Annotated in this window: 27 protein-coding genes; 6 read left to right on the plus strand and 21 right to left on the minus strand. The window is 57.7% G+C overall.

Annotated features, from left to right (window positions below):
- Positions 1-143 precede the first annotated feature (143 nt).
- The 15 genes from BLV48_RS07325 to aroQ all read right to left on the minus strand — a co-directional run bounded on the left by BLV48_RS07325 (position 144) and on the right by aroQ (position 14,338).
- The gene (locus BLV48_RS07325) at positions 144-1,256 is read right to left on the minus strand and encodes a dihydrolipoamide acetyltransferase family protein (protein ID WP_091825304.1); all 1,113 of its coding nucleotides are present in this window, start codon (positions 1,254-1,256) and stop codon (positions 144-146) included.
- A complete protein-coding gene (locus BLV48_RS07330; protein WP_091825307.1) occupies positions 1,256-2,242 on the minus strand; it encodes an alpha-ketoacid dehydrogenase subunit beta in 987 nt (328 codons plus the stop codon). The genes BLV48_RS07325 and BLV48_RS07330 overlap by 1 nt, the downstream gene beginning before the upstream one ends.
- Positions 2,235-3,323 carry a pyruvate dehydrogenase (acetyl-transferring) E1 component subunit alpha gene (gene pdhA, locus BLV48_RS07335; protein ID WP_091825310.1) on the minus strand — a complete coding sequence of 363 codons (1,089 nt, stop codon included), beginning with the start codon at positions 3,321-3,323 and terminating at the stop codon, positions 2,235-2,237. Before pdhA ends, BLV48_RS07330 begins: the two co-directional genes overlap by 8 nt.
- Positions 3,316-4,383 (minus strand): Leu/Phe/Val dehydrogenase, encoded by a 1,068-nt coding sequence (locus BLV48_RS07340; RefSeq protein ID WP_091825312.1) that lies wholly within the window; start codon positions 4,381-4,383, stop codon positions 3,316-3,318. The genes pdhA and BLV48_RS07340 overlap by 8 nt, the downstream gene beginning before the upstream one ends.
- A gap of 237 nt (positions 4,384-4,620) precedes the next feature.
- Complete coding sequence (locus tag BLV48_RS07345; RefSeq protein WP_139253895.1) at positions 4,621-5,007, minus strand: hypothetical protein; 387 nt, start codon at positions 5,005-5,007, stop codon at positions 4,621-4,623.
- 18 nt (positions 5,008-5,025) lie between these two features.
- Positions 5,026-5,640, minus strand: coding sequence for a LysE family transporter (locus tag BLV48_RS07350; RefSeq protein WP_091825317.1), 615 nt, complete (start codon positions 5,638-5,640; stop codon positions 5,026-5,028).
- A gap of 66 nt (positions 5,641-5,706) precedes the next feature.
- Positions 5,707-6,993, minus strand: a complete 1,287-nt coding sequence (gene purD, locus BLV48_RS07355; RefSeq protein WP_091825320.1) for a phosphoribosylamine--glycine ligase — start codon at positions 6,991-6,993, stop codon at positions 5,707-5,709.
- Between the two features lie 16 nt (positions 6,994-7,009).
- On the minus strand, positions 7,010-8,593 hold the full coding sequence (gene purH, locus BLV48_RS07360) for a bifunctional phosphoribosylaminoimidazolecarboxamide formyltransferase/IMP cyclohydrolase (RefSeq protein ID WP_091825323.1): 1,584 nt from the start codon (positions 8,591-8,593) through the stop codon (positions 7,010-7,012).
- A gap of 30 nt (positions 8,594-8,623) precedes the next feature.
- On the minus strand, positions 8,624-8,905 hold the full coding sequence (fis, locus tag BLV48_RS07365; RefSeq protein ID WP_091825326.1) for a DNA-binding transcriptional regulator Fis: 282 nt from the start codon (positions 8,903-8,905) through the stop codon (positions 8,624-8,626).
- A 25-nt stretch (positions 8,906-8,930) separates the two neighbouring features.
- A complete protein-coding gene (gene dusB, locus BLV48_RS07370) occupies positions 8,931-9,908 on the minus strand; it encodes a tRNA dihydrouridine synthase DusB (protein ID WP_091825329.1) in 978 nt (325 codons plus the stop codon).
- Positions 9,909-10,048: 140 nt separating this feature from the next.
- Positions 10,049-10,936: a DUF3426 domain-containing protein gene (locus tag BLV48_RS07375; RefSeq protein WP_091825332.1), complete on the minus strand. Its 888-nt coding sequence runs from the start codon at positions 10,934-10,936 to the stop codon at positions 10,049-10,051.
- A 3-nt stretch (positions 10,937-10,939) separates the two neighbouring features.
- On the minus strand, positions 10,940-11,845 hold the full coding sequence (gene prmA / locus BLV48_RS07380) for a 50S ribosomal protein L11 methyltransferase (protein ID WP_091825335.1): 906 nt from the start codon (positions 11,843-11,845) through the stop codon (positions 10,940-10,942).
- Positions 11,846-12,019: 174 nt separating this feature from the next.
- On the minus strand, positions 12,020-13,360 hold the full coding sequence (gene accC, locus BLV48_RS07385) for an acetyl-CoA carboxylase biotin carboxylase subunit (RefSeq protein WP_091825338.1): 1,341 nt from the start codon (positions 13,358-13,360) through the stop codon (positions 12,020-12,022).
- Positions 13,361-13,382: 22 nt separating this feature from the next.
- On the minus strand, positions 13,383-13,835 hold the full coding sequence (gene accB, locus BLV48_RS07390; RefSeq protein WP_091825341.1) for an acetyl-CoA carboxylase biotin carboxyl carrier protein: 453 nt from the start codon (positions 13,833-13,835) through the stop codon (positions 13,383-13,385).
- Between the two features lie 59 nt (positions 13,836-13,894).
- A complete protein-coding gene (gene aroQ, locus BLV48_RS07395; protein ID WP_091825343.1) occupies positions 13,895-14,338 on the minus strand; it encodes a type II 3-dehydroquinate dehydratase in 444 nt (147 codons plus the stop codon).
- Positions 14,339-14,615: 277 nt separating this feature from the next.
- Here aroQ and BLV48_RS07400 point away from each other — a divergent pair, with 277 nt between their 5' ends.
- Both BLV48_RS07400 and BLV48_RS07405 read left to right on the plus strand, forming a co-directional pair.
- A complete protein-coding gene (locus tag BLV48_RS07400) occupies positions 14,616-15,644 on the plus strand; it encodes a DUF2333 family protein (protein WP_091825346.1) in 1,029 nt (342 codons plus the stop codon).
- A 15-nt stretch (positions 15,645-15,659) separates the two neighbouring features.
- Positions 15,660-16,430, plus strand: a complete 771-nt coding sequence (locus BLV48_RS07405; RefSeq protein WP_091825348.1) for a ParA family protein — start codon at positions 15,660-15,662, stop codon at positions 16,428-16,430.
- 87 nt (positions 16,431-16,517) lie between these two features.
- Here BLV48_RS07405 and BLV48_RS18960 read toward each other — a convergent pair whose 3' ends face one another.
- Both BLV48_RS18960 and BLV48_RS07410 read right to left on the minus strand, forming a co-directional pair.
- On the minus strand, positions 16,518-16,670 hold the full coding sequence (locus BLV48_RS18960; RefSeq protein WP_175527616.1) for a hypothetical protein: 153 nt from the start codon (positions 16,668-16,670) through the stop codon (positions 16,518-16,520).
- Positions 16,671-16,737: 67 nt separating this feature from the next.
- A complete protein-coding gene (locus BLV48_RS07410; RefSeq protein ID WP_091825351.1) occupies positions 16,738-17,298 on the minus strand; it encodes a hypoxanthine-guanine phosphoribosyltransferase in 561 nt (186 codons plus the stop codon).
- Between the two features lie 207 nt (positions 17,299-17,505).
- Here BLV48_RS07410 and upp point away from each other — a divergent pair, with 207 nt between their 5' ends.
- On the plus strand, positions 17,506-18,132 hold the full coding sequence (upp, locus tag BLV48_RS07415) for a uracil phosphoribosyltransferase (RefSeq protein ID WP_091825354.1): 627 nt from the start codon (positions 17,506-17,508) through the stop codon (positions 18,130-18,132).
- Between the two features lie 11 nt (positions 18,133-18,143).
- A complete protein-coding gene (locus BLV48_RS07420; protein WP_091825357.1) occupies positions 18,144-19,448 on the plus strand; it encodes a uracil-xanthine permease family protein in 1,305 nt (434 codons plus the stop codon).
- A gap of 15 nt (positions 19,449-19,463) precedes the next feature.
- On the opposite strand, the gene BLV48_RS07425 is transcribed toward BLV48_RS07420, so the two are convergent.
- The 4 genes from BLV48_RS07425 to BLV48_RS07440 form a co-directional block, all read right to left on the minus strand.
- Positions 19,464-20,639 (minus strand): vWA domain-containing protein, encoded by a 1,176-nt coding sequence (locus tag BLV48_RS07425; protein WP_091825360.1) that lies wholly within the window; start codon positions 20,637-20,639, stop codon positions 19,464-19,466.
- The gene (locus tag BLV48_RS07430; protein WP_091825363.1) at positions 20,639-21,484 is read right to left on the minus strand and encodes an AAA family ATPase; all 846 of its coding nucleotides are present in this window, start codon (positions 21,482-21,484) and stop codon (positions 20,639-20,641) included. Before BLV48_RS07430 ends, BLV48_RS07425 begins: the two co-directional genes overlap by 1 nt.
- Positions 21,485-21,637: 153 nt before the next feature.
- Entirely contained in the window at positions 21,638-22,171 is a 534-nt protein-coding gene (gene ppa, locus BLV48_RS07435) for an inorganic diphosphatase (RefSeq protein WP_091825366.1), read from the minus strand.
- Between the two features lie 104 nt (positions 22,172-22,275).
- Complete coding sequence (locus BLV48_RS07440) at positions 22,276-23,247, minus strand: class 1 fructose-bisphosphatase (RefSeq protein ID WP_091825369.1); 972 nt, start codon at positions 23,245-23,247, stop codon at positions 22,276-22,278.
- A 158-nt stretch (positions 23,248-23,405) separates the two neighbouring features.
- Here BLV48_RS07440 and mpl point away from each other — a divergent pair, with 158 nt between their 5' ends.
- Positions 23,406-24,788 (plus strand): UDP-N-acetylmuramate:L-alanyl-gamma-D-glutamyl-meso-diaminopimelate ligase, encoded by a 1,383-nt coding sequence (gene mpl, locus BLV48_RS07445; protein ID WP_091825372.1) that lies wholly within the window; start codon positions 23,406-23,408, stop codon positions 24,786-24,788.
- Entirely contained in the window at positions 24,778-25,416 is a 639-nt protein-coding gene (locus BLV48_RS07450) for a flavin prenyltransferase UbiX (protein WP_091825375.1), read from the plus strand. Before mpl ends, BLV48_RS07450 begins: the two co-directional genes overlap by 11 nt.
- Positions 25,417-25,426: the final 10 nt, after the last annotated feature.

Genomic DNA, 25,426 nt, shown 5'->3' on the forward strand with positions numbered 1-25,426 from the left:
AGTGATTTCAGTGTAGTTCAGATTACGGAGAGTCAAGTGAGGTGCGACCTAAAAAAGCTGGTCGCACCTGTCATCCAGCGGTCCTGTCCTCCCTGTCTGATTTGACCATCTGAATTGTCATACATTGCATCGCGACAAACGGCTCAGGCCTGCAGCGACATAATCAGTGCCTGCATAAATCGCGCCGCTTCGCCACCGGTGGCGGCACGATGGTCGAATGTCAGTGACAGGGGCATCACCTTGTGTACGACGACCTGATCATCAATGGCAACCGGCTCTGATCGAATCACACCCGCACCCACAATGGCGACCTGAGGCGGTACCACCACCGGGCTGGCGTAACGGCCGGCCAGGGTGCCGAAGTTACTGAGGGTGATGGTGGCGCCCTGCATCTCGGCCGGTGGAATGGAGCGGGATTTGACATCGGCACGCAGCCGGTTCAGCCCTTCGCGAAGGTCTTCGACAGACCGGTTGCCGATATCACGCAGGACCGGTACGAACAGTCCTTGCTCGGTATCCACGGCCACGCCAAGGTCGATTTTCTGGTGTACCCGCCGTGCCAGCTGATGGCCATCAAACCAGACATTCAGCTCGGGAACGGCCTTGCAGGCAGCCGCGATGGCTTGAACCAGCCGCATGGTGATGTCGGTACCGGCGGGCCAGTGGTCGATATCGGCATCCTCACACAGCGAGACCGGTACCACCTCAGCATGGGACTGGGCCATGGTCCGTGCCATTTGTTTGCGTACGCCGCGCAGGGCCTCGGGAGCGCCCAGTGAACGGTCGAGGCTTGCGGCATGTTCCACATCCTGTGCCGTGACAGCGCCTTGTGAACCGCTGCCGCGCAGCGTATCCAGTGACACATTCAAGCGCTGAGCCAAGGCGCGTACAGCGGGTGTTACTCGGGCGGATGCCGCCTGGCGACTGCTGGGAGCGGCCCCGATAATGAACTCTTCGCGCTGACTGTCACTGCCCTGGTGTCGACTCAGTTCGCCCACAACGGTACCACTGTCACTGTCGTCCTCATCCGCAAACTCGACCAGAGGCTCACCGGTGTGAATGGTGTCACCTTCTGCACCAAACAGGTGCGCAATCACCCCATCCTGGGGCGAAGGGACTTCAATGATCGCCTTGGCCGTTTCCACCGATACCATGATCTGATCGGTCTTGATGCTGTCTCCTTCACGAACATGCCATTCCACGATTTCCGCTTCGGGCAGACCCTCGCCCAGATCGGGCAGCTTGAAATATTTCATCAGGCGTACTCCAGCGTTTCCTGCACGGCTTGAACAATGTCAGCCGTGGTTGGCAAGTAGAGTTGTTCATTACGGTAATAGGGCATGACGGTGTCATAGCCGGTGACACGGCGTGGCGGAGCCTTGAGCGAAAGCAGTGCCTGTTCGGCCAGAGTGGCGGCAATTTCTCCTCCCAGGCCGCCGTGCCGCGGTGCTTCATGCACAATGACACAGCGGCCGGTTTTGCTGACCGATGCGATCAGGGTGTCATGGTCGATCGGGTTCAGGGTGGCGACATCGATCACTTCACAACTGACACCGTTCTCTGCCAGCTGGCGGGCAGCGGCAAGGGTTTCCGTGACGGCAGCCCCCCAGCTGATCAGAGTGATGCCCTCTCCTTCGCGCAAGGTGAAGCAGGTATCCAGCGGCAGAGCCTGTCCATCGTCTTCCACCAGCGTCTTGCTGGCACGGTAGATCCGTTTCGGCTCCAGAAAGACAACCGGGTCGTCACAACGAATCGCGGCCAGCAGCAAACCGTAGGCGCGAGCGGGGGACGAGGGCACCACGACGCGTAACCCGGGGATGTGCGCCAGCAGCGCTTCGGTACTTTCCGAGTGGTGTTCGGGGGCATGAATGCCGCCGCCGAACGGCGCCCGCAGTACCATGGGGCAGTTCAGGCGGCCACGGGTGCGGTGGCGCATGCGAGCGGCATGGGCAACCAGATGTTCAAAGGCCGGAAAGATGAAGCCCATGAACTGAATTTCAGCGACGGGCCGAATGCCCTGGGTGGCCATGCCGACACTGAGACCCGCAATCATGGTTTCGGCCAACGGCGAGTCGATCACGCGGCGTTCACCGAAGTGATCCTGAAGGCCAGCAGTGGCTCGAAACACGCCACCGTTGGTGCCGATATCCTCGCCCAGCAAAATTACGTTAGGGTCATCTTCCATAGCGCGTGCCAGTGCCAGATTAACGGCATCCAGCAGGGTAATGGCATTGTCACTCATGATCCTCTCCTCCCTGCCGCTTCTGACGCATCTCTTCTTTCTGCCGTTGCAGCCCCGGCGGGCATTCTGCATAGAGATAATCAAACAGATCATCAATCGCCTGTGGCGGCATGGCCAGGTAGGCATCGACCGCCTTTCCGATCATCCCCTTGGCCTCTTCCTGCCAGCGCTGCTCCTGCTGTTCGTCCCACAGATTCTGGCTGTGGAGCCAAGTGCGCAGACGAGGCAGGGGGTCTCGTGCCCAGGCCTGTTTCAACTCTTCTGCCGAACGGTAACGGGTGGCGTCATCGGCTGTGGTATGGTCGGAGAGTCGGTAGCTGACCGCTTCAATCAATGTGGGGCCCTTTCCGTTGCGGGCGCGTGCCAATGCCTGGCCGACCACTTCATGCAGGGCAACGGCATCGTTGCCGTCCACCTGCTCGCCGCGGATACCGGCACCGATCGCCTTCTGAGCCAGTGTCGGCGCAATGCACTGTTTGGCACGAGGCACCGAGATGGCCCACTGATTGTTGTTGATCACGAAGACCACCGGCAGCTGCCAGGCACCGGCCACATTGATGGCTTCCAGAAAATCACCCTTGGAGGTGCCGCCATCCCCGATCATGGTGAGGACGGCCTGTGGCTGCTGACGCAACTTGAGTGCCGTAGCCACGCCACAGGCGTGCAGGCACTGGGTGGCGATGGGGACTGCGTTGGGAAGGTCCTTGCGCATGGCCGGTGAAGCGCTGCCGCGCTCGTCACCACCCCAGTACAGCAGCACATCCTGCATGGGAACGCCGCGCATCATCTGCAGAATATGGTTGCGATAATAGGGTACCAGCACGTCTTCCGGCTGCATCAGTGCTCCACAAACCACATCAATGGCCTCGCCCCCCAGCAGAGAGGCATAGGTACCCAGCTGGCCGGTACGCTGCAGGCTGATCGCCTTGGCATCAAACTGCCGAGCGAGCACCATCTGACGGTAATAGTGGCACCAGGGATCACTGCCCTGCGCCCACTCAGGCATGTCACCCACTGGTGTGCCATCCGGAGCCAGGTAACGGGTCAGATGAATTTCGCCGTGATAGCGTATCTCATGCATGCTGCACCTCCTGGTGCTGATGAGTCAGCTGTACCTCACCGGCCGCCTGCAACAGCGATTCGGCGTGCAGGTCAGCGACATGGTGCACTGACTGACCGGTACGGTCGGCTTCTGCAAAGAGATGAGTGAGGGTTGCTGCAATTCCACGAATCTTGGCATCACGCTCATTAGCGGAGCGACCGGCATGATGCATGGCGACATGAATCAAGCCACCGGCATTGAGCACATAGTCAGGTACATACAGAATTCCTCGCTGACGCAGGCGGTTGCCGTCCTCATCGGTCGCTAGCTGGTTGTTGGCACAGCCGGCAACAATGCGACAGTTGAGGCGAGGGATGGTGTCGCTGTTGAGGGTGGCGCCCAGGCCACAGGGGCTGAAAATATCCGCACCGGTATCGTAGATCGCCTCGGTTGCAACGGCTCGGGCGTTGAATTCACGCACACAGCGATCGGTCCGTTCTCGCTCAATATCGGCGACGTAGAGCTGTACGCCGGCCTGGTGCAGGCGCTGTGCCAGTGCGTATCCCACATGGCCAAGCCCCTGAATGGCGATGCTGAGCCCTGCCAGACTGTCCTTGCCAAGCTGATGCATAACTGCAGCCTTGATGCCCTCGAATACACCCAGTGACGTATGTGGAGAGGGATCGCCGCTGGCACTTGTGCAGCTGACAAAGCGGGTAGTGGTTTCGATGGCATCCATGTCGCTGACTTCGGTACCGCTGTCCATGGCGGTGATATAGCGCCCGCCCAGCTGATCCACCATGCGACCGAAGGCCTGCATCAATGCGGCTCGGTCAAACGCACCTTCCGGCTTGATAATCACCGCCTTGCCGCCGCCGTGGGGCAAGCCGGCCAAGGCGGCCTTGTAGCTCATGCCACGGGCAAGTCGAAGTGCATCGGTAATGGCATCCTGCTCACGAGTGTAATGGATAAAACGGCAGCCGCCGATGGCCGGGCCGCGCGCTGTGGAGTGAATCGCGATAATGGCTTTTAGACCGGTAGCCGGATCCAGGCCGAAGTGGAGGTCGGTCAGACCGGCGTTTTCCATCTGCTTCAACATGACGGGGTCCTCCGCACTGGGGCGTCAGGGAAAACGTATGTGAATGGGTGACCTTGAGTCTTGTGGACAGCACCACCCCTTACATTCTGAATAGCACAGCTCTGGGCAAAGTACAGCTTGAGGATCAGTGATTTAGAGTGATTGGGTGCGGCATGTGCAGATGCACAAAGACACTTTCAGGCCCGCTGACAGAGCGATCGGCAAGGATGAATTGGATCCGTGTTGCAGTGCGAAGAATCAGTGCGAAAGCGCTTCCAGTACACGCGGCCAGAGAGGTGAACCGGTCGGTGAGACGGGGGCAGGCGGTGCGGCTGGTGCCTCTTGGGGCAACAGGTGGGGTGGGACGGGCTCGCCGGCTGCGATCAGTCGCTCACGTTCCAGCCAGCGTTTAACCTCCGACAGAAGGGAGAACAGCTCTTCATCCGTAAAGTGGGTGCGGGGTTGCAGAGGGTCACGTACCTGGTTTACCTCCAGGGCAGGTGCTGAGCAATCGAATGCCTGCTCCTGTCCAGCCCGCAGGCAGTAGCCACTCTGCTCAGGGAAGTCATGTCGTTTCATCAGACTGCATCCCGAGAGCAGAGCCAGCAGGCCTAGCCCAGTCAGTATCCGTTGCCATCCTGTCATGCCGGTCGTTCCATTGAATCAGAGAGTGGCCACCGAAAGCGCCAGTCCCGCGGCGATCAGTGCACTACCTGCCAGCCGCTGCTGCCAGATCATGGCCATGGGGTGAGCGAATTGCTGCCGCAGGCCCGATGCCAAGCCACTGTATCCGGTCATGATGCAGGCTTCGGCTGCCATCAGTGTAGCACTAATAGTAATCAGCTGGGGCAGCTGCGGTCGGGCGGGATCGATGAACTGGGGGATCAGCGCGAGCAGAAAAACCAGACCTTTTGGGTTGGTAATGTTGACCAGCAACGCCTGCAGGAAGCGGCTGTGACGAGGCGCAAACGCAAGCGACTCCACCTCACCTGATGCGCGCTGTCTCCAGAAACGGATTCCGAGCCAGATAAGATACACTACACCGATCCATTTAAGGATGGAAAACAGCTCCGGTGAGGTGGCAATCAGACTGCCAAGCCCAAGAGATACCACCATAATCTGTACGCCATAGCCGCTGACAAGCCCAAGCGTGCTCCAGCAGGCGCCGCGGACACCATAGGTCAGACCTGCGCCCATGGCGGTGGCGGCACTGGCACCGGGAGACAGGCTGATCAGCAGGGCGGTGCCCAGCAGTGCAATCCAGATCTCTGTACTCATCGTTATAAAACCTCTGCAACGCAAACAGCCGCCCGAAGGCGGCTGTTGAAACATTGGCGTGAAATATCAGATGTTTTCGCGTGCAATCGCACGGTAGGCGATATCGGTACGGAAGTAGGCATCCTTCCAGCTGACCTGCTTCAGCAGTGCGTAGGCGCATTGTTGAGCCTCGGTCACACTGTCACCCAGTGCGGTGACACAGAGCACACGCCCTCCGGCTGTGACCACACGGCCCTTGTCATCCAGCTGGGTGCCGGCGTGGAATATCTTGCTGCCTTCCGGGCAGGATTCCGGCAGGCTGATCACATCGCCCTTGGCGTAGTCGCCCGGGTAGCCGCCAGCCGCCATGACGACCCCAACGGACTTGCGCTCATCCCATTCGGCAGTGGTCTGGTTCAGCTTCCTGTCCAGCGCCGCCTGGCACAGTTCTACCAGTGAAGACTTGAGGCGCAGCATGATTGGCTGGGTTTCGGGATCACCGAAACGGCAGTTGTACTCGATTACCTTAGGTGTACCGTCGGCCATTATCATCAGGCCGGCATACAGGAAGCCGGTATACTCGTTGCCTTCCGCCTTCATACCGTTCACGGTCGGCATGATCACTTCGTCCATTACACGCTGATCGATCTCGGCGGTTACTACCGGTGCCGGAGAGTAGGCACCCATACCGCCGGTATTCAGACCGGTGTCGCCATCGCCAACACGTTTGTGGTCCTGGCTGGTGGCCATCGGCAGCACATTGTCGCCGTCGACCATCACGATATAGGAAGCTTCCTCCCCATCGAGGAACTCTTCAACTACTACGCGGCTGCCTGCATCACCGAAGGCGTTGCCGGCCAGCATGTCACGAATGGCGTCTTCAGCTTCCTGCAGGGTCATCGCCACGATGACGCCCTTGCCGGCAGCCAGGCCGTCGGCCTTGACCACGATCGGGGCGCCTTTCTCGCGCACATAGGCCAGCGCAGGTTCGATCTCGGTGAAGTTTTGATACTCCGCCGTCGGAATCTCATGACGTGCCAGGAAGTCCTTGGTAAACGCCTTGGAACCTTCGAGCTGAGCCGCACCGGCGGTCGGACCAAAGATCGCAAGACCCGCTGCGCGGAAACGATCAACGATGCCGGCTACCAGCGGTGCCTCAGGACCGACGATGGTCAGCGCTACCGCGTTGTCGCGGGCGAAGTTGACCAGTGCATCGATCTGCATCACGTCGATATCCACATTCTCCAGCTTGGGCTCAATGGCCGTACCGGCGTTGCCGGGAGCGACATATACGCATTCGACTGCAGGATCTTTAGCCGCGGTCCAGGCCAGTGCGTGCTCGCGACCGCCGGAACCGATAACCAGAATATTCATGTTCGATTCCCCTTGTTTAGTGACGGAAGTGACGCATGCCGGTGAATACCATGGCAAGGCCGTGCTCATCGGCAGCGTCGATCACTTCCTGATCGCGCATGGAGCCGCCGGGCTGGATCACTGCAGTGATACCCGCCGCTGCAGCGGCATCTATGCCATCACGGAACGGGAAGAACGCATCAGACGCCATAACGGAGCCCGGCACTTCCAGGCCTTCGTCAGCGGCCTTGATGCCGGCGATTTTGGCAGAATATACGCGACTCATCTGACCGGCGCCAATGCCAATGGTCTGGCCGTTCTTGGCGTAGACGATGGCGTTGGATTTGACGTACTTGGCCACTTCCCAGCAGAACAACAGGTCACGGATCTCCTGTTCAGTGGGCTGGCGCTGGGTGACGATCTTCAGCTGAGAGGCGTCGATCATGCCCAGATCCTGGTCCTGCACCAGCAGGCCGCCGTTAACACGCTTGTAGTCGAAGCTGTGTTTGCGTTCTTTATCCCACTGGCCGCATTCGAGCAGGCGCACGTTGGGTTTGGCGGCGACAATATCAGAGGCCTCCTGTGTCACGCTCGGGGCGATGATCACTTCCACAAACTGGCGGTCAACGATCGCCTGGGCAGTCTTGCCATCCAGCTCGCGGTTGAACGCGATGATGCCCCCAAACGCTGAAGTGGGGTCAGTCTGGAAGGCACGATTGTAGGCTTCCAGAATATCGTTGCCGACAGCAACTCCACAGGGGTTGGCGTGCTTGACAATGACGCAGGCCGGTTCCTGGAACGGTTTGACACATTCCAGTGCTGCATCGGTATCAGCCACGTTGTTGAACGATAGTTCTTTGCCCTGCAGTTGACGGGCGGTTGCCACGCTGGCTTCGCCGGGGTTGGCTTCAACGTAGAAGGCCGCACGCTGGTGCGGGTTCTCGCCGTAGCGCATGTCTTGTGCCTTGATGAACTGGGTGTTGAAGGTGCGTGGGAAGTCGGCCGGCATCTCCTCGTCGCCTTCGACGATGGCGCCCAGATAGTTGGCGATCATGCCGTCGTAGGCAGCGGTGTGTTCAAATGCTTTCACAGCCAGATCGAAGCGGGTTTTGAAGCCGAGGCCGTTGTCAGATTTCAGCTCAGCGATAATGCTGTCGTAGTCGGATGCATTGACGACGATGGCAACATCCTTGTGGTTCTTGGCGGCGGAACGCACCATGGTCGGGCCACCGATATCGATATTTTCGATAGCCATAGGCAAATCGCAGTCAGGGCGGGCGATGGTAGCGGCGAACGGGTAAAGGTTAACCACAACCATGTCGATCGGCTGAATGCCGTGCTCGCTCATGATGGCATCATCGGTGCCGCGACGGCCCAGAATGCCGCCATGCACTTTGGGGTGCAGGGTCTTGACGCGACCATCCATCATTTCAGGGAAGCCAGTGTAATCCGAGACTTCAATCGCCGGGATATTGTTGTCACACAGCAGTTTGTAGGTGCCGCCAGTGGACAGGATCTCGACGCCTTCGGCACTGAGTGCACGAGCAAAGTCAACGATGCCGGTCTTGTCAGACACGCTGATCAGGGCGCGACGGACGGCTTTGGTGTTCTGTTCAGACATGGTAAGCGTTCCAGTTCGAAATGAATTCAGTTACAGCAGACCGTACTGCTTGAGCTTCTTGCGCAGGGTGCCACGGTTGAGGCCCAGTACCTCTGACGCCTTGGTCTGATTGTCCTTGGTGTAGGCCATCACGCTCTCGAACAGCGGTGCCTCGATTTCGGACAGAACCATCTGATAGACATCGGTAACAGGCTGGCCGTCCAGCTGTTTGAAATAGCTGGTCAGTGACTGGTGCACGGTGTCACGCAGGGTCTGTTGGGGGATCTGCGTCTGTGTGCCGGGTTTAGTCTGTTTCAAGTCTTTGGTATCCACTGTACTTCTGTACCCAATCCAGGGATCAGGCGGCTGCCAGCCGGGACGCAAAAAAAGCGGCCACGGCACTCACCTGATCATGTGCTGTTTCTAGTTGATTGAAATCTTGCCGAAAGTCCCGGTTGCCCTCTGCTGTTTGCAGATACCAGCCCACATGCTTGCGTGCGATCCTGACGCCGAGATAGTCGCCGTAGAACGCATACAGTGCCAGCAGGTGCTCGGTCAAAATCTGCTCTTGCTCTTGGGCAGATGGGTCAGGGCGCTCCGTGCCCGTGCGTAGAAAATGATCAATCTGGCCGGGTAGCCAGGGGCGTCCCTGTGCCGCACGGCCAATCATCACTGCATCAGCACCGGTCAGCTCGAGTACCTGCCGTGCCTTGCGTGGCGAGTCGATATCACCATTGGCAAACAACGGTATACTGACTTCGTCACGTACTCGGGCGATAGTGCTGTACTCGGCCTCTCCGCGATAGCCATCGGCCCGAGTGCGACCGTGAATAGCCAGTGCCGCAATGCCGGATTGCTCGGCAAGGCGGCCAATGCGAATCGCGTTGCGGGTGTCAGGGCACCAGCCTGTGCGGATCTTGAGCGTAACCGGTACGTCTACGGCTGCGGTAACTGCCTGCAGAATATCCTGTACCAGTGGCTCGTCCCGCAGCAGAGCAGAGCCTGCGGCCTTGTTGCATACCTTTTTGGCGGGGCAGCCCATGTTGATGTCGATGATCTGAGCACCGTTCGCGACATTCAAACGAGCAGCCTCAGCCAACATATCGGGATCACCGCCGGCAATCTGAACAGAACGCGGCTCGGGTTCACCCGTGTGATCAAGACGCAGGCTGGATTTTCGAGTGTGCCAGAGACGGCTGTCGGATGTGACCATTTCGGACACGGCGAGTCCGGCACCCAGGCGGCGACACAGCTGCCGGAACGGGCGGTCCGTCACCCCGGCCATGGGGGCCAGAATCACCCGACTGTCAATGCTGTATGGGCCGATCCTGAACATGCTGCGTCCTGTCAGAAAGATAAAGGAAACTCACGTTTGCTGCAGTTGCGGCAAACCGGGGGCTTACTTTCGGAAGGCGGCCAATGATACTCCTTCGGCTTGCTGCGTCCAACCGTTTCTGATGAAAAAATGATCTGTTTTCAGGGCTCGTGAGTCGGGGCCAGCAGGGACAGCTCGTAACTGACACCACGGCGTCCTGGTGAAGCAAGCTCGAGCTCGATCTGCATCGGTTGGCCAGGCATCATCTGTTCAGTGGACAGGCTGCGGGTATCAAGGTATTCGCCTGGCTGAAACGTGCGCTGAGCTACTTCTCGTCCTTTCAAGTCTGTAAAGCGCAGCTGAAGTGCCGGCCATGGCTGGGGAAAGGGGGCCATGTTTTCGAGTACGATGGAAACTTTAAGTGCATCGGCGAAGCGTGGGTGAGGTTGAACATGTAGGCTGTGGTTTCTGATCTGACTCAGCGCATAAGCACTGTCGAGATCACAGCTGACCTGATGACACAACATGGAGTAAATACTCTGTAGCTGCGGGTATTGAGCCAGTCGAGCACGCTCAAACCAGATCAGCTGCGACAGAAATACAGCCAGTGTCAGCAAAATACCCAGCAGCAGGAAGGCGGTGGTAATCGGATTGCGTTCGTCCTCGACTTTGGCCAACTGAAGCGGCTCCGCGATCAGCGGCGAGGCGGCCGTGCTTCCTGTACGAGCTTGATCTGCATCGATACCGGCAGGGGTCGGTGCCTTGACAGGTTCGGCTGCAGCAATCGGAATATCAGTCGAAGCGGAGGTGGTATCCGGGCGTGCCTTTGAAGGCGGTGGAGCTGAAGGCTCATTTACAGCCTTGATAGAAGTTTCAAGGTGTTCGTCGGCGGGGCTGTTTTGCTCGGGCTTGAACGAGCTGACTTCGTGTTGGGGGGCGCTGAAAACTCTCAGGCAGGCACCACAGCGCACCTGCCCCTCGGCCAGCTTGAGCTGGCCTTCGGTCACGCGAAAGCGGGCATGACAGTTGGGGCAGCGCGTTATGATCAAGGATCAGCTCTCCTGCTTGCGGGTACCACTGAGGCGGATCCAGCCCTCGCGTTCACCCGGTGCATCCATTTCAAACCACTGACTGTAAGTGGATATTAGCTCATCTGCCTGCTGCGATAACAGGCCAGACAGCAGGATGCGTCCTCCCGGGCAAACGCGTTCGGCAAGCGTTGGGGCCAGCTCACACAGAGGGCCTGCCAGAATATTGGCTACCAGAACATCCGCCTGCAGTTTGGGAGCATTAAGGGGCAGATAGGCGTTGAGTCGTTCTGTTGGCAGCTGGTTGCGGGCCAGGTTGTCAGCGGTGGCGGTGAGTGCCTGAGGGTCGATATCCACGGCCAGGACGTGGCGCGCTCCGAGCAGCAGGGCGGCAATGCCCAGAATGCCGCTGCCGCAGCCGTAGTCGATCACCTGCGCTCCGTTCAGTTCCTGCCCATCGAGCCATTCGAGACAAAGCGCGGTTGTTGGGTGGGTGCCGGTACCGAAGGCAAGGCCCGGGTCAAGCATCAGGTTGACGGCATCAGGCTCGGGTGCTTCGCGCCAACTGGGGCATACCCAAAGGCGCTGACCGAACTGCATTGGATGGTAGTGATCCATCCACTCTCGCTCCCAGTCCTTGTCCTCCAGAATTTCGGCCTTGAACTCGGGCAGTGTGCCGGCGTTGGTAAAGGCGTCTTTCTGAGCCTTGGCCAGTAGCTGCAATGTTTCACGCAAGTCATGCTCGGCCGCGAACAGGCCTGTAACGATGGTGTGGCTCCACAGAGGCGTGGTTCCCAGATCAGGTTCAAAAATCGGTTGGTCGGCGGCGTCCTGATAGGTGACGGCTGCGCAGCCGGCGGCCAGCAGCAGGTCCTCGTAGGTTTCGGCCTGCTCGGGTGAAGTGGCAACTTTAATCTGTAGCCAAGGCATGCAGAGACTCCATCTGTTTGATATCAGTAGTATGTCCTAAAACTGCGACGGGTAAAATCCGGTGTTTGCTGATCCAGCGCACGTCAATGGTGTCTGGCAGGTGGTTGGCAGTGTCAGGCAAAAAGAGGGGAGGGTGACAACAGCCGGATTCAGCCGGCTGTTGTCGAGAAAGACTCAGAGGCCGAGCTTTTTCTCAAGGTAGTGTATGTTCACGCCGCCACGGGCAAAGTTGGTATCGCGAACAATATCCTGATGCAGCGGAATGTTGGTCTTGATCCCTTCGATCAGCGTTTCGTCCAGTGCGCTCTTCATTCGCGCCAGTGCCGTTTCGCGGTCATCCGCAAAAGTGATCAGCTTGGCGATCAGTGAGTCATAATGAGGCGGTACGCTGTAACCACTGTACAGGTGTGAATCAACGCGAATGCCATTACCGCCTGCCGCATGGAAATGAGTCACCTTGCCGGGACTGGGCATGAAGGTTTTGGGGTCTTCCGCGTTCAGACGGCACTCAATGGAGTGGCCGCGCAGCTTGATGTCTTCCTGTTTGTATGACAGAGGCAGGCCGGCTGCAATGCGCAGCTGTTCCTTGACGATATCAACACCGGTTACCATTTCAGTCACCGGATGCTCGACCTGAACGCGGGTGTTCATCTCGATGAAGAAGAACTCGCCATCTTCATACAGAAACTCGAAGGTACCGGCACCGCGGTAACCAATCTCGATACAGGCGTCGACGCAGGCCTTGAGAACCTTGGCGCGAGCGGCCTCATCAATCATCGGTGCCGGTGCTTCCTCGACAACCTTCTGGTGACGGCGCTGCATGGAGCAGTCGCGGTCGTACAGGTGAATGGCATTGCCCTGACCGTCGGCCAGTACCTGTACTTCAACATGGCGCGGCTTTTCGAGAAATTTTTCCATGTACACGGTTTCATCACCGAAAGCCGCCTTGGCCTCGGATTTGGTCACCTGTACCGCGTTACCCAGATGCGCTTCGGTATGCACCACGCGCATGCCGCGACCACCGCCACCGGCTGCAGCCTTGATGATCACCGGGTAGCCGATGCGACGGGCGATCTTGTAGACCGCTTCAGCATCGTCAGGCAAGGGTCCGTCAGATCCCGGCACGGTTGGTACACCCGCCAGCTTCATTGCATTGATGGCGGATACCTTGTCACCCATCAGGCGAATGGTATCGGCGCGCGGACCAATGAAGGTAAAACCAGAACGCTCTACCTGTTCGGCAAAGTCCGCGTTCTCGGCGAGAAAACCATAGCCGGGGTGAATCGCCACAGAGTCGGTTACCTCGGCGGCACTGATGATTGCCGGAATGTTGAGGTAGCTCTGGGTGGACGGGGCAGGGCCGATGCACACGGCTTCGTCGGCGAGGCGCACATGCATCAAATCGCGGTCAGCCACCGAATGGACGGCAACGGTCTTGATGCCCAGCTCCTTGCAGGCGCGGAGGATACGCAGCGCGATCTCACCACGGTTTGCAATCAGCACTTTATCCAGCATAGTGAAAATCCTTGGTCAGCAATCAGGCGATGGTGATCAGCGGCTGGTCGAACTCGACCGGTTGGCCATCTTCGGCCAGAATGCTTTCGACTACACCGGATTTGTCAGCTTCGATCTGGTTCATCATCTTCATCGCTTCCACGATGCAGATAACATCCCCTGCTTTCACGCTCTGTCCCACTTCAACGAAAGGTCCTGAGGTGGGAGACGGAGAGCGGTAGAAAGTGCCAACCATCGGTGAGCGTACGGCATGGCCCAATGGGGCAGCCTCGGCCGGTGCTTCGGGAGCCGTTGCGGCTGCAGCGGGTGCCGGAGCCGCAACGGGTGCCGGTGCTGCGTATTGGGCGGGGGCCGCGATTACCTGGCTGCCGCCACGACTGATACGGACAGACTCTTCGCCTTCCTTGATCTCGATTTCGTTGATGTTTGACTCTTCCAGCAACTCGATCAGTTTTTTGACTTTGCGAATATCCATGCTTTGAAGGCTTCTCTGAATTCAATGTTGTTAAGGGGTACGAACCTGTCCGTTGCGGTTCAGCCTTGCAGCAAACGGCTGTGAGCCGCTTCAAGGGCAAAACGATAGCCTTCAGCACCAAAGCCGCAGATGACCCCTACTGCCTTGTCGGACAGGTAGGAGTGCTGGCGGAAGGGCTCGCGAGCATGCACGTTGGACAGGTGCACTTCAATAAAGGGTATGCCCACGCCCAGCAGGGCATCACGCAGTGCGACACTGGTGTGGGTAAAGGCGGCCGGATTGATAATAATGAAACCGGTGCCTTGTGCCGGTGCCTGATGAATACGATCGATCAGGGCGGCTTCGGCATTGCTCTGGAAACACTCGGCTGAATGTCCCAGCGCCGTGGCCTGAGTGACAATCGATGCTTCGATATCGGCAAGTGTGGTGGAGCCATAGATGCCGGGTTCTCGGGTGCCGAGCAGATTCAGGTTTGGACCATTCAGAACCAGAATATGTGCCATGCATTTGCCCCGTCGAAACTCAGTTGCCATGGGTTAAAACCAAGGTCGACTAGTGTGCATGAAAGTTAAATGCCTGTCTATGCTGGCTGTCGGATTTTCGTCTGTTAGCGGCGAGTTTGCCGAAGTTAGCCTTATATATGCGATAGCCGGTGATAATCACCGCTTCAGTGTCAGCGTGCTGCACGATTGACCGCAACCGCCGAATTGTCCATAGTGCAATGCAACATGGAGGCTGCGTCCAGCGGCCCCTGAATAGATGAAATGGCAGGAGACACGAGTGGAACGACTTGAGCGCATCTGGCTTGGAATCTGGGACCGATTTGCGACCGCGCGCAAGCTGCAGCTGGTATTGCTGGTGCTGATTATCTGGCTGCTGGTATCACTGGGTGTTGGCGTCTGGTGGAGCAGCGAACCAGACCGTTTCGATGTGGTCCGCGAGGCAAATGCACAGACGACAACGGGTAAGCCTGTTACCGGTACTCATACGGTTGCAACGCTGATCACTCTGGGCAATACCCTGCTGGACAAGCCGGGGGGATATTTGAGTAATGACCGTCTGCCACCGGGCATCTGGCTGGATAACATGCCTGCCTGGGAGTTTGGGGTGCTGGTACAGATGCGTGATATGGGGCGCTCACTGCGCAAAAGCATGAGCCGGTCCCAGTCTCAATCGACAGAGGACCCGGCTCTGGCCAAGGCTGAACCACTGCTGCACTTCAATAACAACAGCTGGATACTGCCGTCAACTGAAGGTGAGTATCGCAAGGCGATCAACCTGCTGCAGGATTATGCAGACAGGCTGTCGGATGAAAACCAGAGTAATGCCCAGTTCTATGCCCGTGCAGACAATTTGCGTGATTGGCTGGGCGATGTTTCCACTCGGCTCGGCAGTCTGTCGCAACGGCTCAGCGCCAGTGTTGGCCAGCGCCGGGTGAATACCGACCTGGCAGGCGAAACCGGGGCGCGCCAGTCAACCGTGTCGGATACTGAAATTGATGTAAGAACTCCCTGGCTTGAGATAGACAATGTGTTCTATGAAGCCAGGGGGACTACGTGGGCGCTTCTGCATCTGCTCGAAGCGGTCGAACAGGATTTCGGCGAAGCACTGGACCGCAAGGGCGCGCGTGCAAGCCTGCGCCAGATCATCCGTGAGCTGGAATCGACTCAGTCAACCTTGTGGAGCCCAATGGTGCTGAATGGTACCGAGTTTGGTTTTCTTGCCAATCACTCACTGGTGATGGCGTCTTATATATCACGGGCCAACGCAGCCATTATTGATCTGCGTGACCTGCTTGCTCAGGGTTAGGAGCGGAGAAGACTCATGCGTAGAGTGGTATTCAATCAGAAAGGTGGTGTTGGCAAATCCAGTATTACAGTCAATTTGGCAGCGATCAGTGCCAGCCGGGGACTCAAGACACTGGTTATTGATCTTGACCCTCAGTGTAACTCCACCCATTACCTGTTGGGGGATGATGCCAACCAGCCGGATACCGATGCCTACGGTTTTTTTGAGCAGACGCTGAGTTTCCAGCTCAAGCCCAAGGCGCCTGAAGCCTTCATTCACCCGACACCCTTTGCCGGGCTGTCGATTCTGCCGGCACATCCGGAGCTGGGTGATCTGCAGTCGAAACTTGAGAGCAAGCACAAGATCTACAAACTGCGTGATGCGCTCGATGAGCTGGGGGATACGTTTGATGCCATCTATATCGATACACCGCCGGCCTTCAACTTCTTTACACTGTCGGCGCTGGTTGCAGCTGAACGCTGCCTGATCCCGTTTGACTGCGATGAGTTTGCGCGTCAGGCACTCTATAACCTGCTGAATAATGTGCGTGAAACGCGGGCGGACCATAACGAACGGTTGGAAGTGGAAGGCATTGTGGTGAATCAGTATCAGCCCCGCGCCTCCTTGCCACGCAAGATTGTTGAAGGGCTGCTGGCCGAATCGCTGCCGGTGCTAACCACTCGGCTGTCGGCCTCGGTCAAGATGAAAGAATCTCATAACGAAGCGAAACCTTTGATCCATATGGCTCCCTCCCATAAGCTGACACAGGAGTTTGTGCAGCTGTTCGAGGAGTTGGAAAAGGTCTGACGGTTTGTGTTTGTTCAAAGCATAAAAAAACGGAGCCTTGAGGCTCCGTTTTGTCGATATCGCCTGGGATAAATTGCCGGATACCGCTTATTTGTCCGGCGCAATAACCCGACCATCACTCATGAATACGCAGTCGCGCTGAGCGGCACTATCCCGTGCGGCGAGCGATTTGCGTCTCAAACGCAGCAGCCAGGTAAAAATTGCCGTGGCCGACAGCGCGAGAATGACCAATTCCGTCATGCAAACCCTGTAAAATTTCTTCGTACCCCCGCATTGTAACCAGACAGGACGGGATGGCAAGCGTAGATTACATCCCCTTTACTGCGAAGATGCCAGGCGCGTTGCGCCAATAACCCTTGTAGTCCATGCCATAGCCGAAAATGTAGCGATCCTCGATCTCGATCCCTACAAAATCGGCCTTGAACTCCGGGCGGGCCTTGCGGTCATGGCGCTTGTCAACCAGCACGGCACACTGTACTGATGCAGCACCTTCCGCCTTAAGGTAGTCCATCACTTCGGCCAGGGTATGGCCTTCGTCCAGAATGTCATCCACTACCAGTACCGGGCGGTCCTTGAACTCGACCATTGGCGGCACCTTCCATTCCAGCTCGTGGCCGGATGTGGTGTTGCGGTAGCGCGTGGCGTGCAGGTAGCTGGCCACCAGCGGGAAGTTGAGCCGGGTCAGCAGTTGGCCAGCAATCACCAGGCCACCATTCATGACCGCAAAAATGACCGGTTCGCGGTCATGAAGTTCGGCGGTAATGTCGGCAGCCATGTTGCTGATTGCCGCTTCCACCTCGGCCTGGCTGTGGAGCAGGTCAGCCTCAATGTAGACGCGCTTGATCTCTTCGGAATCGATAGTGCTCATGGAACCACTCCGGCAATGGCTGATGGCCGCCATTGGCGACCGGATTGTAAAAAAGTGAGCAAGGGTACTCAGGTTTTGCTGTCTGAACAATATCAGGCCGTGGGCGTGGATGACATCAGGCGGATCATTCGTTAGTCTTGCCCTGAATTTTTTGTCAAGCCGGACGTTGGTTCAAACGTGCGGCTCCGCCGATGAGGTTGCCCTGCCATGAGTGTTCATGAAATCCACCATCCGCTGGTACAGCACAAGCTGAGCCTGATGCGCTCCAGTAACAAGAGTACCCGCGGCTTTCGCCAGCTGGCAGCCGAGGTTGGTTGCTTGCTGACCTACGAAGCGACCAAAGATCTGGAGCTGGAAGAGTATACCCTGCAGGGCTGGTGTGGTCCGGTCAAGGGGCAACGAATCAAGGGCAAGAAAATTACCGTAGTACCCATTTTGCGAGCAGGGCTTGGCATGCTGGATGGGGTGCTGGAACTGGTTCCCAGTGCCAAGATTTCGGTGGTAGGGCTTTATCGGGATGAAGAAACGCTGCAGCCGGTCACCTATTTCGAAAAACTGGCCAGCGACATTGAGTCACGCATGGCGTTGATCGTGGACCCCATGCTGGCAACGGGTGGTTCCATGATCGCGACCATCGATCTGTTGAAAAAGGCCGGCTGCAGCAGTATTCGCGCGCTGGTGCTGGTAGCGGCCCCTGAAGGAATTGAGAAGGTGCAGGCCGCACACCCGGATGTGGATATATTTACCGCGTCAGTGGATGAGTGCCTGAACGAGCAGGGTTATATTGTGCCCGGGCTGGGTGACGCCGGTGACAAGATTTTCGGCACCAAATAGGAGAGTCGAATATGCAACCCGTTCCTGAACGTAAAGGCGCATTGCATTGGCGCACCATGCTGGCCGGATCGCAGATGCTGTTCGTGGCATTCGGTGCGCTGGTATTGATGCCGTTGTTGACGGGTCTGGATCCGAGTGTGGCGCTGTTTACCGCCGGGATCGGGACACTGCTGTTTCATCTGGTAACCGGGCTCACGGTACCGATTTTTCTGGCATCCTCGTTTGTTTTTATCGCCCCGATTACCTACTCAGTACAGAACTGGGGTGTGGCGGCTACGATGGGCGGTCTGATGGCTGCCGGTGGTGTCTACATGCTGCTGGCACTGGCGGTGAAGCTCAAGGGGGGCGGTTTTCTGCACCGAATCATGCCACCAGTGGTAACAGGGCCGGTCATCATGATCATCGGCCTGGGTCTGGCGCCGATTGCGGTCAATATGGCGATGGGCAAGAGCGGGGATGGTTCGCTTGAGCTGTTCCCCTATGAGCAGGCGATGCTGGTTTCCATGAGTGCGCTGGTGACCACCCTTATCGTGGCTGTGTTTGCTCATGGCATCTTCCGCTTGCTGCCCATTCTGTCGGGTGTGGTGGCAGGTTACGCCGTGGCCCACTTTAGTGGGATGGTGGATTACAGCCCGATCACCGAAGCACGCTGGGTGGCCATGCCGGCATTCGTGATGCCCGAGTTCCATTGGCAGGCGATCCTGTTCATGATCCCGGTGGCGCTGGCACCGGCCATTGAGCATGTAGGCGATATCCTGGCGATCTCAAACGTGACCGGTAAGGACTACGTGCGCAAGCCGGGGCTGCACCGGACCCTGTTTGGCGATGGCCTTGCCACCGCTGCGGCCTCGCTGTTCGGTGGCCCGCCCAACACGACCTACTCCGAAGTGACCGGTGCGGTGATGCTAACCAAGGCTTTCAATCCGGTGATCATGGTCTGGGCCGCAATTGTCGCCATTGCGTTGGCGTTCATTGCCAAGTTTGGCATGGCGCTGCAGACCATTCCGGCGCCGGTGATGGGCGGTATTCTGATCCTGCTGTTCGGCTCCATTGCCGCGGTGGGGATGAACACTCTGATCAAGGCTCATGTAGATCTGGCCGAGCAACGGAATCTGGTGATTGTGGCTACCACTCTGGTGTTTGGTATTGGTGGCATGGCAATGGGGCAGGGCGATCTGAGCCTGCAGGGCGTCAGCCTCTGTGGTGCGGTGGCGATCACTCTGAATCTTGTTCTGCCGCAGTCGAAGCAGGTGGATGATGATCTTCACGAAGAGCAGGAAGTGGTCGAGGACATGGTACACCACGCCCGCGACTGATCCTGCCGGCCGGTATCAACGCGAAAGGTAGCGGATACCGGCCTCCAGCCCTTCCAGTGTCAGTGGGTACATATGCCCCTCGACCTGCTGCCGAATCATCTGCGTGCTCTGGGTGTACTGCCAGTAGCGCTCAGATGAGGGGTTCAGCCAGATTACCTTGTCCCAGGTATCCAGTATCCGCTGCAGCCAGAGTTGCCCCGGCTCCTCGTTCATGTGCTCCACGCTGCCATAGCGATCCAGCAGTTCATAGGGTGACATGGCGGCATCACCCACAAAGACTACCCGGTAATCACGGCCGTAGGTGTGAAGTACATCCAGAGTTGGTATGGCTTCGTCGTAACGGCGACGGTTGTCGCGCCAGACCTTTTCGTATACGCAGTTGTGAAAGTAAAAGTATTCCAGGTGCTTGAATTCGGTGCGCGCAGCCGAGAACAGCTCTTCGCAGGTGCGGATGAACGGGTCCATGGAGCCGCCTACATCCAAAAACAGCAGTACTTTGGCGGCGTTGTGCCGCTCCGGCACCATTTTCAAATCCAGCAGGCCTGCATTGCGCGCCGTTGAGCGAATGGTGTCATCCAGATCAAGCAGGTCGGCGGCGCCGGTGCGGGCGAACTTGCGCAGTTTGCGCAGGGCAACCTTGATATTGCGCGTGCCCAGCTCCACGCTGTCATCCAGATTGCGGAACTGGCGCTGCTCCCAGACTTTCACTGCACGTTTGTGTTTGCTCTCGCCACCGATTCGAACCCCTTCCGGGTTATAGCCGCTGTGACCAAATGGAGAGGTACCGCCGGTGCCGATCCACTTGTTGCCACCGGCATGGCGTTCACCCTGTTCTTCCAGGCGTTGCTTCAGTGTGTCCAGCAGCTTGTCCAGACCACCCAGTGCCTCGATCTGTGCTTTTTCCTCGTCACTGAGTTGCTTGATGAATTCGCTGTCCAGCCAGTGCGAGGGGATCAAGGCGTCGGTAATATCCCCCTGTGCCTGCAGTCCGGCAAAATACTGCCCGAAGGCACGGTCAAAGCGGTCGTAGTACTTTTCGTCCTTGACCATACAGGCGCGGGCCAGCAGGTAAAAGTCATTCACATCCAGACAGGCAACCTGCTGTTCCAGTGCGCCGATCAGGTCAAGCAGCTCACGCAGGGAAACCGGCACCTGTCCCTTGCGCAGCTGAGTGAACAGGTCGATCAGCATCAGCGAGCCTCACGGCGCGCCATGAAGGCTAGGCGCTGCAGCATGTGTACATCCTGCTCGTTTTTGAGCAGCGCACCATAGAGCGGAGGCATGGCGCTGGATGGGTCCTGGTTGGCCAGCACGTCAGCCGGAATGCGGTCAGCAAGCAGCAGCTTGAGCCAGTCAATCAGCTCTGATGTTGACGGTTTTTTCTTCAGACTGGGGACTTCGCGCAGGCGGAAGAATATTTCCAGTGCCTCGCGCACCAGCGTCTGCTCAATCTGCGGGAAATGCACATCGACGATGGACTGAAGGGTGTCCTTGTCCGGGAAGGCAATGTAGTGGAAGAAACAGCGGCGCAGGAAGGCGTCCGGCAGCTCCTTCTCGTTGTTACTGGTGATGATCACGATGGGGCGTTGACGGGCACGGACGCGTTCACCGGTCTCATACACATCAAACTCCATCTTGTCGAGTTCGGTCAGCAGGTCGTTGGGGAATTCGATATCGGCCTTGTCGATCTCATCAATCAACAGTACGACCTGCTCGTCAGCTTCAAACGCCTGCCACAGCATCCCCTTGCGGATGTAATTGCGAATATCATGCACGCGATCGTCACCCAGCTGTGAATCACGCAGGCGGGAAACGGCATCGTAATCGTACAGGCCCTGCTGAGCCTTGGTGGTGGACTTGATGTGCCAGCGCAGCAAAGGCTTGCCCAGTGCGGTGGCCAGCTCTTCAGCCAGCATGGTCTTGCCGGTGCCGGGCTCGCCCTTGACCAGCAGCGGTCGTTGCAGGGTGATGGCGGCGTTGACGGCCATCTGCAGATCGTCGGTGGCAACGTAGCGGTCGGTACCTGAAAACTTCATCGGCTTCTCTGTCGGTTGCTATGGGTCGGTTGGTAGTTGGTAAAAGACAGGAGCCAGTGTATCAGAACAGGTCGGGTGGAAAAGAGAGGTAGGGCGAGGATTGATGTGGGGAGGGTGGGGAGATGTGATGGCAAATCTCCCCGGAGGCAAGTCTTACTTGGCGGCTTCGTATGCAGCGGCAGACTTCACGATCTCGGCGCGCGCGGCGTCGGCGTTGGCCCAGCCTTCAACCTTGACCCACTTGCCCTTTTCGAGGGTTTTGTAGTTCTCGAAGAAGTGGGCGATCTGGTCACGGGTCAGCTGAGGAATATCGTCAACATCATGAATATCGTTGTACGCCTGGCTCAGTTTCTCGTGCGGAACGGCAACCAGTTTGGCATCACCGCCGGCTTCGTCGGTCATGTTCAGGATACCGACCGGACGGCAGCGAATGACAGAACCGGTCATTACCGGGTGCGGGGTCAGCACCAATACGTCCAGGGGATCGCCATCGTCTGCCAGAGTGTTGTTGATGTAGCCGTAGTTGGCCGGATAGAACATCGGGGCAGCCATGAAACGGTCAACGAAGATCGCATCAGCGTCTTTGTCGATCTCGTATTTAACCGGGGAGCTTTCCGCCGGGATTTCGATGATCACGTAGATGTCATTCGGCAGATCTTTGCCGGCAGGGACTTTCTCGAAGCTCATGAGCTGTTTTCCTGTTATCGATTACAAGGACAGAACGTATAGCGGGCCGCAGTATAAACTGCCCAGCAGCCCGCCGGAATACGACTTACAGGTGAAACGCCTGTTCAGCAGTCGCAGTGGTACTGCAGCAGCGTCTCGACTTCTTCGCGTGAACCCAGCGCCACGGATACGCGCTGATGGATGTGGTCAGGCTGAATATCCAGTATGTCGCTGTAACATGTGCTGGAGATGCCACCGGCCTGCTCGATCAGCAGGCTCATCGGATTGCCTTCGTACATAAGGCGCAGCTTGCCGGGCTTGGCGGGTTCGCGTGAATCCCAAGGGTACGTGAAAATACCGCCACGGGTCAGGACACGATGCACCTCGGCCACCATGGAGGCGATCCAGCGCATGTTGTAGTTCTTGCCACGGGGGCCTTCGGCACCCTTGAGCAGGTCGTCAACATAGTTGCGCATCGAAGGTTCCCAGAAGCGGTGGTTCGACATGTTAATGGCGAACTCTTTGGTTTCTTCGGGGATCTTGACGTTTTCACGAGTCAGCAGGAAATCACCGGTGTGAGCAAGGGTAAACATATTGACGCCATGCCCGGTGGTCAGTGCCAGAACCGCTGAAGGACCGTACAGTACATAGCCGGAAGCCACCTGTTTGCGACCTGCCTGCAGGAACATGTCCACATTATCATCCGTGGCGCCCTCAGGGGCTTCAAGGATGGAAAAGATGGTGCCCACGGAAACATTGATGTCGATGTTGGAAGAGCCGTCCAGAGGGTCGAAAGTCACCAGGAAGCGACCATTTGGGTTGCCGAAGACAGGGTCGTCTTCCTCTTCAGACGCTAGGCCGCGGACAAGAGGATTGTCGAGCAGCACCTTTTTCAGCACGTCGTTGGAAATGACATCCAGCTTCTTCTGGGTTTCACCCTGAACGTTGGTGTCATTGGTGGTGCCGAGAATACCGGCCAGAGCGCCCTCTCGCAGTTGCAGTGCGATCTCCTTGCAGGCGATCATCAGTGTGTCGATCAGTTCAACGAGTTCGAGGTCGGTGTCGTGGTGTTTCAGGTAGTTGCTGAGCAGCTGCATCTGTGAATTCGGCCTTTGTTTGATCCGATGGGAAAGACGCGCTGAATTGTACGCTATCCTGATGGATTTTGCATAAGAACAGATCGTTTCAGGTGCGGTTTTCGTAGCGCCAAGCTGATATGATGCGATGCATTCAGAACAAGAAAAGGAGCATCCGGGTGCACATCCATATTCTCGGAATTTGCGGTACCTTCATGGGGTCGCTGGCGATACTGGCCAAACAGCTGGGGCACCGGGTCACCGGCTCGGATGCGAATGTCTATCCACCCATGAGCACGCAGCTGGAGCAGCAGGGAATTGAGCTGATCCAGGGTTACGATCCGGTGCAACTGGAGCCGGCTCCCGATATGGTGGTCATCGGCAACGCCATGAGTCGCGGCAACCCCTGTGTTGAGCATGTGCTGGAGCATAATTTGCGCTACACCTCGGGTCCTCAGTGGCTACACGACAATCTTTTGGCCGACCGCTGGGTGCTGGCGGTAGCCGGTACCCATGGTAAAACCACGACCGCTACCATGTTGGCCTGGATTCTTGAACAGGCGGGCATGTCGCCCGGTTTTCTGATAGGCGGCGTGCCGCTCAACTTTGAAACCTCTGCCCGTATCGGAGAAACCCCTTTCTTTGTGATTGAAGCGGACGAATACGACACTGCCTTTTTCGATAAGCGTTCGAAGTTTGTGCACTATCACCCCCGCACCCTGATTCTGAATAACCTTGAGTTCGACCACGCGGATATCTTTCCTGATCTGGCGGCGATTCAGCGCCAGTTCCATCACTTGATGCGGATCTTGCCCGCCACCGGACAGGTTATCATGCCGGCAGATTCGGCAGCGCTTGATGATGTAATCGACATGGGGTGCTGGAGTGAGCGAGTACTGACTGGCTTTGATCGTCGTGCCAGCTGGTCGGCTCAGCTTCTGAGCGAAGATGGCAGTCACTTTTCCGTTCAGCACCAGGGCGAGAGTCTGGGCGAAGTGTGCTGGTCACTGACCGGCCTGCACAACGTGAGCAATGCGATTAATGCACTGGTGGCGGCACGTCATGTTGGCGTTCAGCCAGAGCATGCGATTGAAGCGCTGAGCCGGTTCGGCGGTGTCAAGCGGCGAATGGAGCGGTTGGGCGAGGTGGCCGGGATCACCGTGTATGACGACTTTGCGCACCACCCCAGTGCAATTCAGACCACGCTGGAGGGGCTGCGTGCCCGTGTGGGCAAACGCCAGGCAGTGGTGGCCGTGATTGAACCGCGCTCCAACACCATGAGGCTGGGTGCCCACAAGGCACAGCTTGCCGAAGCAACCGCCATGGCGGATCAGGTGTACTGGTATCAGCCGGAAGGGCTGGACTGGTCGCTGGATGAAGTGGTGGCACAGAGCCCTGTCCCGGCACGGCTGGAAACGGAAATATGTCCGCTTGTTAACCGTCTGGCAAGCGAATTGCCGCGCGGTGCGCAGGTCGTGATCATGAGTAATGGCGGCTTTGGCGGTATTCACCAGAAGTTGCTGAAGGCGCTGGAGCAGCGGGAGTCGATTCATGTCCTCTGACAGAGGTTTTGCTGGGCGTGTGACGCTGGCCATTACCGGCGCATCCGGTGTTCAGTATGGGTTGCGTCTTCTGCAGTGCCTGTTGGCGCAGAACCAGCAAGTGCTGTTAATGGTGTCGAAAGCAGCCCAGGTTGTGATCGCAACCGAGACCGACCTCAAGCTCCCAGGATCGCCCGATGCAATGGAACACTTTCTGACTGAGCAGTACGGCGTCATGGCAGGTCAGCTGTGTGTGTTCGGGCGCGAACAATGGATGGCTCCGGTGGCGTCCGGTTCGGGTGCGCCTTCTGCCATGGTTGTGTGTCCCTGCAGTACCGGTACCCTGTCGGCCATCGCCTGTGGTGCCAGCAATAACCTGATCGAGCGGGCGGCAGATGTGGCATTGAAAGAGCGCAGACAGCTGATACTGGTACCCCGCGAGGCGCCTTATTCCGAGATCCATCTGGAGCATATGCTCAAGCTGACTCGCATGGGGAGTGTCATCATTCCGGCCAGCCCCGGATTCTATCATCGCCCACAAAGTGTCGAAGATATGGTGGACTTTGTAGTGGCGCGTATCCTGTCGCAACTTGGGCTCGAACAAGCACTGTTGCCACGCTGGGGTGAGGCGCTGATTCAGGGCGGGTGATTTGTTCACT

Source organism: Marinobacterium iners DSM 11526, assembly GCF_900107855.1.
In the GTDB taxonomy this organism is placed as follows: Bacteria; Pseudomonadota; Gammaproteobacteria; order Pseudomonadales; family Balneatricaceae; genus Marinobacterium; species Marinobacterium iners.